Annotated in this window: 8 protein-coding genes and 1 pseudogene; 6 read left to right on the top strand and 3 right to left on the bottom strand. The window is 71.1% G+C overall.

The genetic code is table 11. The annotated features are described in order from the left end of the window. Positions 1-20: 20 nt before the first annotated feature. A complete protein-coding gene (locus tag OO52_RS36740; RefSeq protein WP_030652246.1) occupies positions 21-1,844 on the bottom strand; it encodes a phosphoenolpyruvate carboxykinase (GTP) in 1,824 nt (607 codons plus the stop codon). Between the two features lie 279 nt (positions 1,845-2,123). Between OO52_RS36740 and trhA the strand changes: the two genes are divergently transcribed. The 4 genes and pseudogenes from trhA to OO52_RS36720 all read left to right on the top strand — a co-directional run bounded on the left by trhA (position 2,124) and on the right by OO52_RS36720 (position 5,933). Then, positions 2,124-2,837, top strand: a complete 714-nt coding sequence (trhA, locus tag OO52_RS36735) for a PAQR family membrane homeostasis protein TrhA (protein WP_030652243.1) — start codon at positions 2,124-2,126, stop codon at positions 2,835-2,837. A gap of 113 nt (positions 2,838-2,950) precedes the next feature. Continuing rightward, positions 2,951-4,551 (top strand): annotated as a pseudogene (locus tag OO52_RS36730) (MFS transporter). Beyond that, on the top strand, positions 4,548-5,189 hold the full coding sequence (locus OO52_RS36725) for a TetR/AcrR family transcriptional regulator (RefSeq protein ID WP_030652240.1): 642 nt from the start codon (positions 4,548-4,550) through the stop codon (positions 5,187-5,189). Before OO52_RS36730 ends, OO52_RS36725 begins: the two are co-directional and overlap by 4 nt. Positions 5,190-5,222: 33 nt before the next feature. Then, on the top strand, positions 5,223-5,933 hold the full coding sequence (locus tag OO52_RS36720) for a Mut7-C RNAse domain-containing protein (protein WP_030652237.1): 711 nt from the start codon (positions 5,223-5,225) through the stop codon (positions 5,931-5,933). On the opposite strand, the gene OO52_RS36715 is transcribed toward OO52_RS36720, so the two are convergent. Continuing rightward, on the bottom strand, positions 5,930-8,371 hold the full coding sequence (locus OO52_RS36715) for a galactose oxidase early set domain-containing protein (RefSeq protein WP_078877242.1): 2,442 nt from the start codon (positions 8,369-8,371) through the stop codon (positions 5,930-5,932). The genes OO52_RS36720 and OO52_RS36715 overlap by 4 nt on opposite strands. Before the next feature lie 69 nt (positions 8,372-8,440). Further along, the gene (locus OO52_RS36710; protein WP_051818777.1) at positions 8,441-9,868 is read right to left on the bottom strand and encodes an ArnT family glycosyltransferase; all 1,428 of its coding nucleotides are present in this window, start codon (positions 9,866-9,868) and stop codon (positions 8,441-8,443) included. A gap of 506 nt (positions 9,869-10,374) precedes the next feature. Here OO52_RS36710 and OO52_RS36705 point away from each other — a divergent pair. Both OO52_RS36705 and OO52_RS36700 read left to right on the top strand, forming a co-directional pair. Beyond that, positions 10,375-11,601, top strand: a complete 1,227-nt coding sequence (locus OO52_RS36705) for a glycosyltransferase (RefSeq protein ID WP_037630192.1) — start codon at positions 10,375-10,377, stop codon at positions 11,599-11,601. Then, positions 11,598-12,803: a glycosyltransferase gene (locus OO52_RS36700; RefSeq protein ID WP_063738836.1), complete on the top strand. Its 1,206-nt coding sequence runs from the start codon at positions 11,598-11,600 to the stop codon at positions 12,801-12,803. The genes OO52_RS36705 and OO52_RS36700 overlap by 4 nt, the downstream gene beginning before the upstream one ends. Positions 12,804-12,825 lie beyond the last annotated feature (22 nt).

Genomic DNA, 12,825 nt, shown 5'->3' with positions numbered 1-12,825 from the left:
GCGGAGTCGTAGGCGGGTGTTCAGCCCAGGCGCTCCACCAGCGCCCGGTACTGCTCCCACAGCTCCTTCGGGGTGTGGTCGCCGAAGGTGTCGAGGTGCCCGGGGATCAGCGCGGCCTCCTCGCGCCATACCTCCTTGTCGACCGTCAGCAGGAACTCCAGGTCGGACGCGGAGAGTTCGAGGCCGTCGGTGTCCAGGGCGTCCTTCGCCGGCAGCACGCCGATCGGGGTCTCGACGCCCTCGGCCTTGCCCTCCAGCCGCTCCACGATCCACTTCAGGACCCGGGAGTTCTCGCCGAAGCCGGGCCAGACGAACTTGCCCTCGTCGTTCTTCCGGAACCAGTTGACGTAGTAGATCTTCGGCAGCTTGGACTGGTCCTTGTCCTTGGCGACGTCGACCCAGTGGGCCATGTAGTCGCCCATGTTGTAGCCGCAGAACGGCAGCATCGCGAAGGGGTCGCGGCGCAGCTCGCCGACCTTGCCCTCGGCGGCGGCGGTCTTCTCGGAGGCCACGTTGGCGCCGAGGAAGACGCCGTGGTTCCAGTCGAAGGACTCCGTCACCAGCGGCACCGCCGTCGCGCGGCGCCCGCCGAAGAGGATCGCCGAGATCGGCACGCCCTTCGGGTCCTCCCACTCGGGCGCGATGATCGGGCACTGCGAGGCCGGCACGGTGAAGCGGGCGTTGGGGTGGGCGGCCGGGGTCCCGGAGTCCGGCGTCCAGTCGTTGCCCTTCCAGTCGGTCAGGTGGGCCGGGGGCTCCTCGGTCATGCCCTCCCACCACACGTCGCCGTCGTCGGTGAGCGCGACGTTGGTGAAGACCGCGTTACCCCACAGGGTCTTCATCGCGTTGGCGTTGGTGTGCTCACCGGTGCCGGGCGCGACGCCGAAGAAGCCGGCCTCGGGGTTGATCGCGTACAGCCGGCCGTCCTCGCCGAACCGCATCCAGGCGATGTCGTCGCCGATGGTCTCCACCGTCCAGCCGGAGATGGTGGGCTCCAGCATGGCGAGGTTGGTCTTGCCGCAGGCGGAGGGGAAGGCGGCGGCGACGTACTTGGACTCGCCCTGCGGCGGGGTGAGCTTGAGGATCAGCATGTGCTCGGCCAGCCAGCCCTCGTCACGGGCCATGACGGAGGCGATGCGCAGGGCGTAGCACTTCTTGCCGAGCAGGGCGTTGCCGCCGTAGCCGGAGCCGTAGGACCAGATCTCGCGCGACTCGGGGAAGTGCGAGATGTACTTGGTCTGGTTGCAGGGCCAGGGGACGTCCTCCTGGCCGGGCTCCAGCGGGGCGCCGAGCGTGTGGACGGCCTTGACGAAGAAGCCGTCGTCGCCCAGTTCGTCCAGGACGGCCTGGCCCATGCGCGTCATCGTGCGCATCGAGACGGCGACGTAGGCGGAGTCGGTGATCTCCACGCCCAGCGCGGACAGCGGGGAGCCGAGCGGGCCCATGCAGAAGGGCACGACGTACATGGTCCGGCCGCGCATGGAGCCCCGGAACAGGCCCTTGTCGCCGGTGAAGATCTCCCGCATCTCGGCGGGGGCCTTCCAGTGGTTGGTCGGGCCCGCGTCCTCCTCCTTCTCCGAGCAGATGAAGGTCCGGTCCTCGACGCGCGCGACGTCGGACGGGTCGGAGGCGGCGTAGTAGGAGTGCGGGCGCTTGACCGGGTCGAGTTTCTTGAACGTTCCCTTGGCGACCAGTTCCTCGCACAGTCGCTCGTACTCGGCCTCGGAGCCGTCACACCAGACCACGCTGTCCGGCTGCGTCAGTTCGGCGATCTCGTTGACCCACGAGATCAGTTCCTGGTGATTGGTGGGGACGACGGTGGGAGCCGCGATGTCGCGCGCCACGATTGCTCCTAAGTGAGGGATTTTTTGTGTTCTCGCCCCGTGGGGGCCGCGACCCGGATGCTTCGTAGCCCGCTCATCCGGTGCCGACCGCACTCATTTGATCATCCGAGTCTAGTGCCCATCTGTCCAGAGGGCATCACAGGTGAGCGGCGTGAGGAATCCCACGGTTACCACGACTCTTTGCGTCCACGTTGGGTTCAGCTGAAGGACTTTTTGCCGGATGACTTGATTGAACGTGCATTGATGAGTGACTTACGGCAGCGTCGGTACCATGCGGCCATGACTGCGTCCGCCTCCGACGCGCCCTCGGACACGCCGGCCGCCGGCCGTGGCCCCGTGGCGCTCTCCCTGCCGCATCCGGTCAAGCCCAGGCTCCGTGGCTGGCTGCACCTCGGCATGTTTCCGGCCGTACTCATCGCGGGACTCGTACTCACCGCACTCGCCGACTCGACCAGAGGCCGCATCGCCTGCGGCATCTACGCCCTGACCGCCTGCCTCCTGTTCGGCGTCAGCGCGCTCTACCACCGGGGCAACTGGAGCCCGCGCATGGACGGCGTGCTGCGCCGCCTCGATCACGCCAACATCTTCCTGATCATCGCGGGCACCTACACCCCGCTGACCCTGCTGCTCCTGCCCGGCGCCAAGGGCCAGTGGCTGCTGTGGGGCATCTGGGCCGCCGCGGCGGCCGGCATCGTCTTCCGCGTCTTCTGGGTCGGCGCCCCGCGCTGGCTCTACACGCCCTGCTACATCGCGATGGGCTGGGCGGCCGTCTTCTTCCTGCCCGACTTCCTGCACACGGGCGGCATCGCGGTGCTGATCCTGGTGGTCGCCGGCGGCCTGCTCTACAGCGCCGGCGGCGTGATCTACGGCATCAAGCGCCCGAACCCGTCACCGCGCTGGTTCGGCTTCCACGAGGTCTTCCACTCCTTCACCCTCGCCGCGTTCGTCGTCCACTACGTCGGGATCTCGCTGGTGGCGTACCAGCACGCGTAACCCTCCCACCTCGCCTTACCGGCCACGACTCGCCCGAGTCGTGGCCGTTTTTCATGCCTCGGCACCCCCCGAATGATTGACAGTCTCACGATTTTGAGAGTTACTGTCATTTCATGGAGACTGTCACTCAGGAAGACGGTAGGCGGCCCGACCCCCGCCGCTGGTGGGCCCTCGGGGCCCTGGTCGCGAGCATGCTGGTGCTCGGCTTCGACACGACGATCCTCAACGTGGCCCTGCCGACCATGGCGGAGCAGCTCGGGGCCACCACCGGCGAGCAGCAGTGGATGGCGGACGCGTACGTCGTCGTCTTCGCCGCGCTGATGCTCCCCGCCGGGCTGCTGGGCGACCGGTTCGGGCGCCGCCGGATGCTCGTCGCCGGGCTCGGCGTCTTCCTGGCGGGCTCGCTCCTGGGCTCCCTGGCCGGCGACGTGAACGCCGTGATCGCCGCACGCGCGGTCATGGGCGTCGGCGCCGCGCTGATCATGCCGCTCGCGCTGTCCGTGCTGCCGTCGCTGTTCGGCCCGGACGAGCGCACCAAGGCGGTCGGCCTGATCTCCGCGGCCTCCGCACTCGGCATGCCGCTCGGCCCGATCATCGGCGGCTGGCTGCTCGACCACTTCTGGTGGGGCTCGGTCTTCCTGATCAACCTGCCGATGGCCGCCCTCGGCATCACCGCCTGCGTGCTCCTGCTGCCCGAGACCCGCGACCCGGCCTCGCCCAGGGTCGGCGCCCTCTCCACCGCGCTCACCGCGATCGGCCTCGGCGCCCTCGTCTACGCGATCATCGAGGCCCCGGGGCGCGGCTGGGGCGATCCCCTGGTGCTGGGCGCGTTCGCCGCGTCCGCCGTGCTCCTCACCGGACTGGTGCTGCGCGAACGCCGGGCCGTGCGCCCCATGCTCGACCTGACCCTGCTCGCCCGGCGCGGCTTCCTGCTCAACACCCTCGCCGCGACCCTGGTGATGTTCGTGCTGTCCGGCCTGCTGTTCGTGCTGCCGCAGTACCTCCAGGCCGTTCTCGGCAACGACGCGTTCGGCACCGGCCTCAGGCTGCTGCCGATGATGGGCGGGCTGCTGGTGGCGGCGCGGGGCGCCCAGCCGGTCGTCGCCCGGTTCAGTGCCCGGGCCGTGGTCAGCGCGGGTCTGGTGGTGCTCGCCTTCGCCGCCCTGCTGGGCAGCCGTACGACGGTGGACTCCGGCTACGGCTTCACCGCGCTGTGGCTGTCGATCACGGGCATCGGCTTCGGTTTCTCGGTCGTCCCGGCCATGGACGGCGCCCTCGGCGCCCTGCCCGCGGACCGGGCCGGCTGGGGGTCCCCCCACGCCTTTCGGGCAGAGGGGGAGGATCGGGGCTGCTGATGACCCTGCGCCAGGTCGGCGGCGCCATCGGCATCGCCCTGCTCGGCAGCCTCCTCGCGGGCGCTTTCCGGGACCGCCTCGACGTGACCGGGCTGCCCTCCGGCGCCGCGCACACCGCCGGGGAGTCCGTGGTGGCCGCGCACCTGGTCGCCGCCAGGGCCGGCTCGGCGCGTCTCGCGGCCTCGGCGGACGCCTCCTACGTGCACGGCATGACCCTGGTGCTGCTGGTGTGCGCGGTCGCCGCCCTGGTGGCCGCCCTGCTCGCGGCCCTGCTGCTGCCGAACGCCCCGGCCGCCCGGCGGACGGCACGGGAGGAGCCCCCGGCCATGGCCCCCACCACGGCCGATGCCGGACAATGACCGGCATGACGCCCGCACGTTCCCCGCTCTCCCCCGCCGACCGTCCCCGGCTCGGCCTGCGTGAACGCAAGAAGATCAAGACCCGCGAGGCGATCCGCGCCGCGACCTACGCGCTGATCGAGGAGCAGGGCTACGACGCCACGACGATCGACCAGATCGCCGACCGGGCCGAGGTATCACCGTCGACCGTCTTCCGGTACTTCCCGACCAAGGAGGACATCGTCCTCACGGACGAGTACGACCCGCTGATGCTGGAGGAGTTGCGCGCCCGGCCCGCGGGAGAATCGTGGACGGACTCGGTACGGCACGTGATGCACAAGGCCATCGACGCGATGATGGCGGAGGACCCCGACGCGGTGCGGGTGCGGGCGCACCTCGCGGTCCAGGTCCCCGCCGTCCGGTCCCGGATGGCCGAGAGCATGTCGGAGACCGGGCGCCTGCTGCGCGTGGCCCTCGCCGAACGCTCCGGGCTGGCCGCGGACAGCCTCGAAGTGCGCGTCTACGCGACGGCCCTCGTCGGCGGCCTGATGGAAGCCAACTTGTCCTGGGCGGAGAACGGCTTCCAGGAGGACCTGCGCGACATGCTGGACCGGGCCCTGGACGTCCTGGAGCACGGCCTCCCCACCGGAAAACCCTGAAGTCCCGGCCCGCTCCCGTGACATCCTGACCGGGTGAACGGTCCCGAGATCCACGTCGAGTTCGCCCCCGAGCTGGCGCTGTTCGTCCAGCGCAAGCCGCACCGGACGCTCGTCACCGACGGAGTCTCGTCCCTCGGCCATGTCGTCGAGTCCCTCGGGGTACCGCTCACCGAGGTCGGCGCGCTGGTCGTGGACGGCCACGAGGTTCCGCCCTCGCACGTCCCGAAGCCGGCCGAGCGGCTGGTCGTCCGGCCGGTGGAACGCCCGCAGCGGGTGCCCGGCGCGCCCCTCCGCTTCCTCCTCGACGTCCACCTCGGCACGCTGGCCCGCCGGCTGCGCCTGCTCGGCGTGGACACGGCGTACGAGTCGACGGACATCGGCGACCCGGCGCTCGCCGCCCGCTCGGCGGCCGAGAAGCGGGTCATGCTCAGCCGCGACCGGGGCCTGCTGCGCCGCCGGGAACTGTGGGCGGGCGCGTTCGTCTACAGCACCCGCCCCGACGACCAGCTCCACGACGTCCTCGACCGGTTCGCCCCCGACCTCCGCCCCTGGACCCGCTGCACCGCCTGCAACGGCCTGCTGAGACAGGCCACCAAGGACGAGGTCGCCGCCCAGCTCAAGCACGGCACCCAACGCTCCTACGACGTCTTCGCCCAGTGCACGGCCTGCGGCCGGGCGTACTGGAAGGGCGCGCACCACGACCAGCTGGAAGCCATCGTGGCGCGCGCCCTGAAGGAGCGCTAACGCTTCCTCACGTCCCCCTTCCCGCAGGCGATGCCGTCCTTGTCGCGGTCCAGGCGGTGGCGGTCACGGCCGTGTACCTCGAGGCGCCCGTAGCCCCTGTCCAGGAGCCAGGCGCAGCGGTCGGCCTGGGGCATCTTCGGGAACGTCCAGGGCACGCACTGGCCGATGCGGCCGTAGGCGTGGTCGCAGCCGTCGAATCCCGCGGCCATCTTCACGCCGTGGTGCCGGTGGCCCGGCTGCGGCGCGGGGGTGCCCGTGCCCGGCTCGCTCGCCTTCAGTTCGTCGGCGAAGGACTGCACGCGGGCCGCGGCGACCTGCCCCTCGGAGCCGACGCGGACCCATTTCGACACCGACGGCACGCCGTTCGCGTCGACCACCGACAGCATGTACCAGCCGGGCGGTGCCAGGTTCGGGTTGCTGGTCAGGCTGAGGTCGATGGTGTTGCCGTCGACGGTCATCGGCAGGTCGACGTAGCGCTGGTTCGGGTCGGAGGAATGGGTGACGGCGGCCGGGCGGATCAGCGACGCCTTCACCACCGGCTTGTCCACGGTGATGCGCTGCGAGGTGCCGTACGTCCAGCGGGTGCTCGCGAGCGAGGTGATCTGCGGCCGGGCGCCCTTGAAGAGGTACGGCGGCTCGTAGACCGACACGCGCTGGTCGAAGGAGCCGTCACCGGGGTTGTTGCCGATGCTGAGCACCCGGCCGTCCGGCAGCAGCGTGGACGAGGAGTGGTAGGTCCGCGGGACCGGGTCGGTGGCCAGGCCCGCCTGGAAGGTGTTGGTCGCCGGGTCGTACAGCGAGGCCTCGAAGACGGGGTCCTCGCGGTAGGTGTGCAGGGCGCCGCCGGTCTCCAGCACCGTGCCGTCGGGCAGGATCACCGCGGAGACGTACACCTTGCCCTGGGTGCCGGTCTGCGGGCTGCCGTCGGCGTAGTGGCCCTGCGGCAGGTCGGGGCCGGGCGCGTACTGCGGCGAGGCGGCCTTCATGTCGATCAGGTCGGTCAGCCGGTGGGCGTCCGGGGAGACGGTGTGGTTGCCGCCGCCCATGGTGAGGACCTTCTGGTCCTGGGCGGGCGGCAGCAGCACCGACATGGACTGGTCGCGCTCGTCCTTCCTGCGCAGCCCGGGCACCTCGCTGATGGTCCCGGCGTCGTAGTCGTAGACGGAGGCGCCGGTGCCGGGCAGGCCGCCGCCGAAGACGTGGCTGCCGGTGTAGAAGAGGCGGCCGTCCTGGAGCAGGATCATCGACGGGTACAGGCCCCAGAAGGACCAGGCCTGCTTGGCCTCGCCCATCGGCAGCCACTTGTTCCGGGCGTAGGAGAAGTGCTCGTTGACGACCGTGCCGGCGGAGTCCTCGCCGAGACCGCCGAGCGCGATGACGTCACCGTTGCCCATCGCGGTCGCGGACGGGTACCAGTGCCCGGCCAGCATGTCGTTGACCTTGACGTACTTGTTCTGGGCCGGATCGAAGACGTAGCTGCTCCGCAGGCCCTTGTAGCCGACGCTGCCGTCCGGTGAGGCGTAGTCCTTGTTGCCGCCGACCACCAGCACCCGGCCGTCCGGGAGCTGCACGTGCCCGGCGCAGAAGAAGTCCTCCGGGGTCGGGATGTCGGTGTAGCCGCCGGTGGCCGGGTCGAACAGGCTGGTCCTGAACGTGCCGGCGGCGAAGGCGTCCCGGTCGTTGCCGGAGCCGGCGATGAGCAGCACCTTGCCGGTGTGCAGCAGCACCGAGTGGATGGCGCGCACCGGGGAGTTGACGGACTGCACGGTCCACTTGCCCCGGCACTGCGGCCCGGTGCCGCCCGTCGTGCAGGGGTCCGGCGCGGCGGGCACGGTGGCGTCGGTCATCGCGTAGTCGTCGGTGGTGAGGGTGCCGACGCCGTACAGGGCGCCGCCCCAGGTGATCTGGTCGGTGTTCGGCGGGATGAGCGGGGTGCGCACCTCGGTGCGGATCCAGCCGGCCGACTGGGGCAGCGTCCTGAGGTCGGTCCAGTACACCCAGCCCTGGGTGGTGTCGTGCCGGAACAGGGTGAACGCCACGTCCGGGGTGCTCGACCTGTACCAGAACGACAGGTCGTACTGGTGGTCGGGCGTGACCTGCGGGGCGCAGGAGTTCTCCAGCATCATCGTCTTGCGGTCGCCGCCGGCGCGCCGGGTCAGCTCGATGCGGACGGCACGGCTGCCGCTGTGGGCGTCGTCGGTGACGGCGAAGGAGAAGTCGTTGTCCCCCCAGCCCGACTTCTCGAAGCACTGCGGGAACCGGGACGGCCCGTCGAGCACCTCCAGGCCGGGGTTCTTCACCAGGTTGCTCGCTGCGGTGGCGCTCTGCGTACCGAGCGGGCCGAGACCGAGCGCCGCGGTGAACAGCAGCAGCGCGGTCAGCAGCAGACGGGTGCGGGTCGGCCGGGCTCTGGCCGGTCTGGGCGAGCGGTACGGCATGCCCGGACGGTACGGCACGACGGTGTACGGCAAAGAGGTCCCCCCTCTATCGGTGGCGGGTCCTGCGGATCAGCCGGCGCGGCCGATGCGGAGGATGTCGATCCGGCCGCCGCCCTCCCCGAAGGTGGCGACCGGCGTGCCGTGCGCGAACAGGGCGCGCAGTGTGGGCAGATGCTCGCGCTCGCCGCGCAGGGCGGGCGTGGACACGACGTAGTCGATGTCCTTCCAGCCGTGCGGCAGGGTCTTGGTGACCGCCGGGTCCTGGTCCAGCTTGTAGTGCCAGATGACGCCGGTGCCGGGCCGGTACCCGGCGTCGACGGCGTCCAGCCAGAGCACGCCGTCGGTGACCAGGCGGACCTTGTCGCGGTCGCCGGTGTCCGTCTCGCGCAGCCAGCGGGCGGCGTCGCGGTAGACGCGGTTGTCGTCGGCGGTGGTGGCGAGCCGGTCCTGGTGGTACCAGGCGGGGCCGGCGACCACCGCGGCGGCGAGGAGCGCGGCGACGGCGGCGGTGGACCGCAGCCGGGGCCGGCCGGACAGCCGCTCGACCAGTACCTGAACGAGTCCGGCGAGGGTCAGCGCGAGGAAGGGCAGCGCCTGCGCGACGTACATCTGCGGCAGGTATCCGCCGGGCCGGAGCGCGACCAGGGCGAGCACCAGGACGCCGAGGGCTGCGGGCCGCAGCCGCCGTACCGGCAGCGCGCACAGCGCGGCGACGCCGCCGCCGATCAGCAGGTACGGGTCGCGGGCGAGCCAGTCCGCGAACAGTTGGTGGGCGTCGGTGCCGGCCTGGAAGGCGGAGCCGCTGCCCTCGCGGCCGCCGAGCTGGAACTTCAGCGTGCCGAGCAGCGAGACATGGCCGTCGCCGGGCAGCAGCTCGCCCTTGAGCAGGGCGTACAGCGGATAGAACAGGCCGGTCAGCACGAAGCCGGAGAAGAAGCCGGCCAGGGAGAACTTGCGGGTGCTGGAGTGGCTGCCCTGCCACATCGCCACCAGCAGCACCGGCAGCAGCACGCCGATGGTCTCCTTGGAGAGGACCGCGAGCGCGAAGGACATGCCCGCCGCGACGTGGTGCCACAGGTCGCGGCGCGGCGAGAGGGCGAAGGCGAACGCGGCCAGCGCCCACAGGACGGCGAAGTTGTCCAGGTAGATCTGCCGGTGCAGGACCACCGCGAGCGGCGACAGCGCGTACAGCAGGACGGCGCCCGTGGCGGTGGGCCGGGCGAGGCCGAGGCGGCGGCCGACGACGTGGACCAGGACGCAGGTCACGGCGGCCACCGGGAGCATGGCGATCCGGCCCTGGACGAACGTCGGCAGGTCGGGCAGGACCAGGTCGGGCAGCCAGGAGACGCCCGAGAGTTGTATCCAGCCGAGCGGCGGATGGTCGTACCAGTAGGTGTAGTGCGCGAGTGCCCCGTGCCGGACGGCCCAGGCCTGCGCGAGATAGGTGCCCTCGTCGTCGTTGGGAAACGGGTATTTCCCGATTCCCCGCGCGCGCAACGCGAGCGCGATGATGATTACCGGAGTGACCCAGAAATAATCCGACCGAAACAATGTGCGGCGCGCCGCGGGCCGGTCGTCCTGTGAATTCTCCGCCTCCGGCCGGAGAACAACGGCAGTCCCCATGCGGAATCCCCCACCCCCACTTATGGCCCGACTCGACCCAGGGACCTCCCCCTCGAACCCCCTGGAAATCGGGCAGGCCGGAGCATCATGGCACAGGTCGACCCACCCCATGTGCGGAACATTAGATTCCGGTCGTGGGCCGAGGCCGCATTGCCGAGGAATTGGTGAACCTGCTAGCTTCGCTGGAAAGCTCGCCGCGATCGCTTTGCGATCATGCGGGAAATCACCCCCGGAAGACCGGGGGAAGTGGGCCCGGGGGGAACCGGGGGGTTGAGAAGGGCCCGACGATCGCATTCCGCTGCGCGAGCACGAGGAAGACCAGGGAACCGAGGGGGGAATTCGTGGTCTCCGCTGTCCTGTTCATCGATTCCGTCGTCCTGATGGTCGCGGCCGGCGTCACGCTGTGGTGGATGCTCCATGCCTGGCGCACCCCGGAGACGCTCCGGTCCACGGCGTTCGCCGAGCCCGACGGCGAGCCCGGCCTGTCCTTCTCGCTGCTGGTCCCGGCCCGGCACGAGGAGGCCGTCCTGCGGCACACCGTCGAGCAGATGCTCCGCATCGACCACCCGTCCTACGAGATCCTGGTGATCGTCGGCCACGACGACCCGGGCACCGCCGCCATCGCCGGGCAACTCGCCCGGGAACACCCGGAGAAGGTCCGCACGGTCGTCGACACCCACGAGGTGAAGAACAAGCCGCGCGCCCTCAACACCGCGCTGCCGCACGCCCGCGGCCAGGTCGTCGGGGTCTTCGACGCCGAGGACGTCGTCCACCCCGAGCTGCTGGAACACGTCGACTTCGCCTTCCGCCGGGAGAACGCCGACGTCGTCCAGGGCGGCGTCCAGCTGATCAACTACCAGAGCAGCTGGTACAGCCTGCGCAACTGCCTGGAGTACTTCTTCTGGTTCCGCAGCCGGCTGCACCTGCACGCCCGCAAGGGCTTCATCCCGCTCGGCGGCAACACCGTCTTCGTCCGCTCCGAACTGCTGCGGGCCACCGGCGGCTGGGACGGCAACTGCCTGGCCGAGGACTGCGACCTGGGCGTACGGCTGTCCAGCGGCGGAGCCAAGGTCGTCGTCGCCTACCACTCCGCGCTCGTCACCCGCGAGGAGACACCCGACTCCCTCAAGGGCCTCTACAAGCAGCGCACCCGCTGGAACCAGGGCTTCCTCCAGGTGCTGCGCAAGGGCGAGTGGCGCCGGCTGCCCGGCGTCGGCCAGCGGCTGCTCGCCCGCTACACGCTGAGCACCCCGTTCGTGCAGGCCGCGACCGGCGTGATGATCCCGCTCGGCATCCTGGCCGCGCTGATCGGCGGCGTACCGCTGCCGTTCTCGCTGTTCGCCTGGCTGCCCATGCTTCCGATGGCCGCGATGGTCGTCTTCGAGGCCGTCGCGCTGCACGACTTCGGCAAGGAGTACGGCTTCCGCATCGGCGTCCTGCAGTACGTCAAGCTCATCGCCGGCGGGCCGGTGTACGCGGTCGTCCTGGCCGCCGCCGCGCTGCGCGCCGTCTGGCGCGAGTACACCGGGCGGCACGACTGGGAGCTGACCTCCCATGTCGGCGCCCACCTGCCCGTGCAGACCCCGCAGCCGCAGGAGGCCCGGTGACGGCGCTGCCCGCCCACGTCTCCATCGTCGTCCCGACGTTCGACGAAGCCGACAACATCCACGCGCTGCTCACCCGCGTCGCCGCCGCCGTCCCGGACGGCGTGCGCGCCGAGGTCGTCTTCGCCGACGACTCCACCGACCACACCTGCGAGGTGGTCGAGGAGGAGGCGGCCCACTGCCCTTTCCCCGTGGTCCTGCACCACCGCCCGGTGCCGGCCGGCGGCCTGGGCGGCGCGGTGGTCGAGGGCTTCGGCCGGGCCACGGCCCCCTGGATCGTCGTCATCGACGCCGACCTCCAGCACCCGCCCGAGCTGATCTTCGAGCTGGTCGCGCGGGGTGAGTCGACCGGCGCGGAACTGGTCGTGGCCAGCCGCTACGCCGCCGGCGGCGACCGCGGCGGACTGGCCGGCGGCTACCGCAAGCTGGTCTCCAGCTCCTCCACCCTGCTGACCAAGTCCCTGTTCCCGCGCGCCCTGAGCGGGCTCACCGACCCGATGAGCGGCTTCTTCGCCATCCGCCGTACGACGGTGGACCGGGCCGCCGCCGAGGACGAGGGCCTCCAGCCGCTGGGCTACAAGATCCTGCTGGAGCTGGCCGTACGGTGCCGGCCGCGCGGGATCGCCGAGGTGCCGTACGCCTTCGGGGAGCGGCACGCGGGCGCGTCCAAGTCCACGGCGAAGGAGGGCGTGCGCTTCCTGCGCCATCTGATCACCCTGCGCACCGCCGACCCGCGGGCCCGCGCGGTCGTCTTCGGGCTGATCGGCCTGTCCGGCTTCGTGCCCAACCTCGCCCTGCTGTGGCTGCTGACCGTCTCGGCGCCCGAACTGCCGTACGCGCTCGCGGAGATCATCGCCAACCAGGCCGGGCTGCTGTGGAACTTCGTCCTGATCGACTCCTTCGTCTACCGCAACCAGCGGCGCCATCACCGGCGCGGAGTGCGGCTGCTCACCTTCGCGGCCGTCGGCAACGCCGACCTGGTGGCCCGCATCCCGCTCGCCGCGCTGCTCATCGCGGGCGCGGGCATGACACCGCTGCCCGCGACCGCGCTCGGCATGACGGTCGTGTTCACGGCCCGCTTCCTGGTCGTGGACCGCTGGCTGTACCGCCGGCTACGGGCCCGGACCCCGGCCCCCGCGGCCGTACCGGGCGGCCCGGGCACGGTGGAGCCGGTGCCGGAGCCGGTGCCGGACCCGCTGGGCTGAGGGCCGGATCGCCGGGCTGTAC

Source organism: Streptomyces flaveolus (genome assembly GCF_000716535.1).
Lineage (GTDB): Bacteria > Actinomycetota > Actinomycetes > Streptomycetales > Streptomycetaceae > Streptomyces > Streptomyces flaveolus_A.
This window is presented reverse-complemented; position numbering and strand designations above follow the sequence as displayed.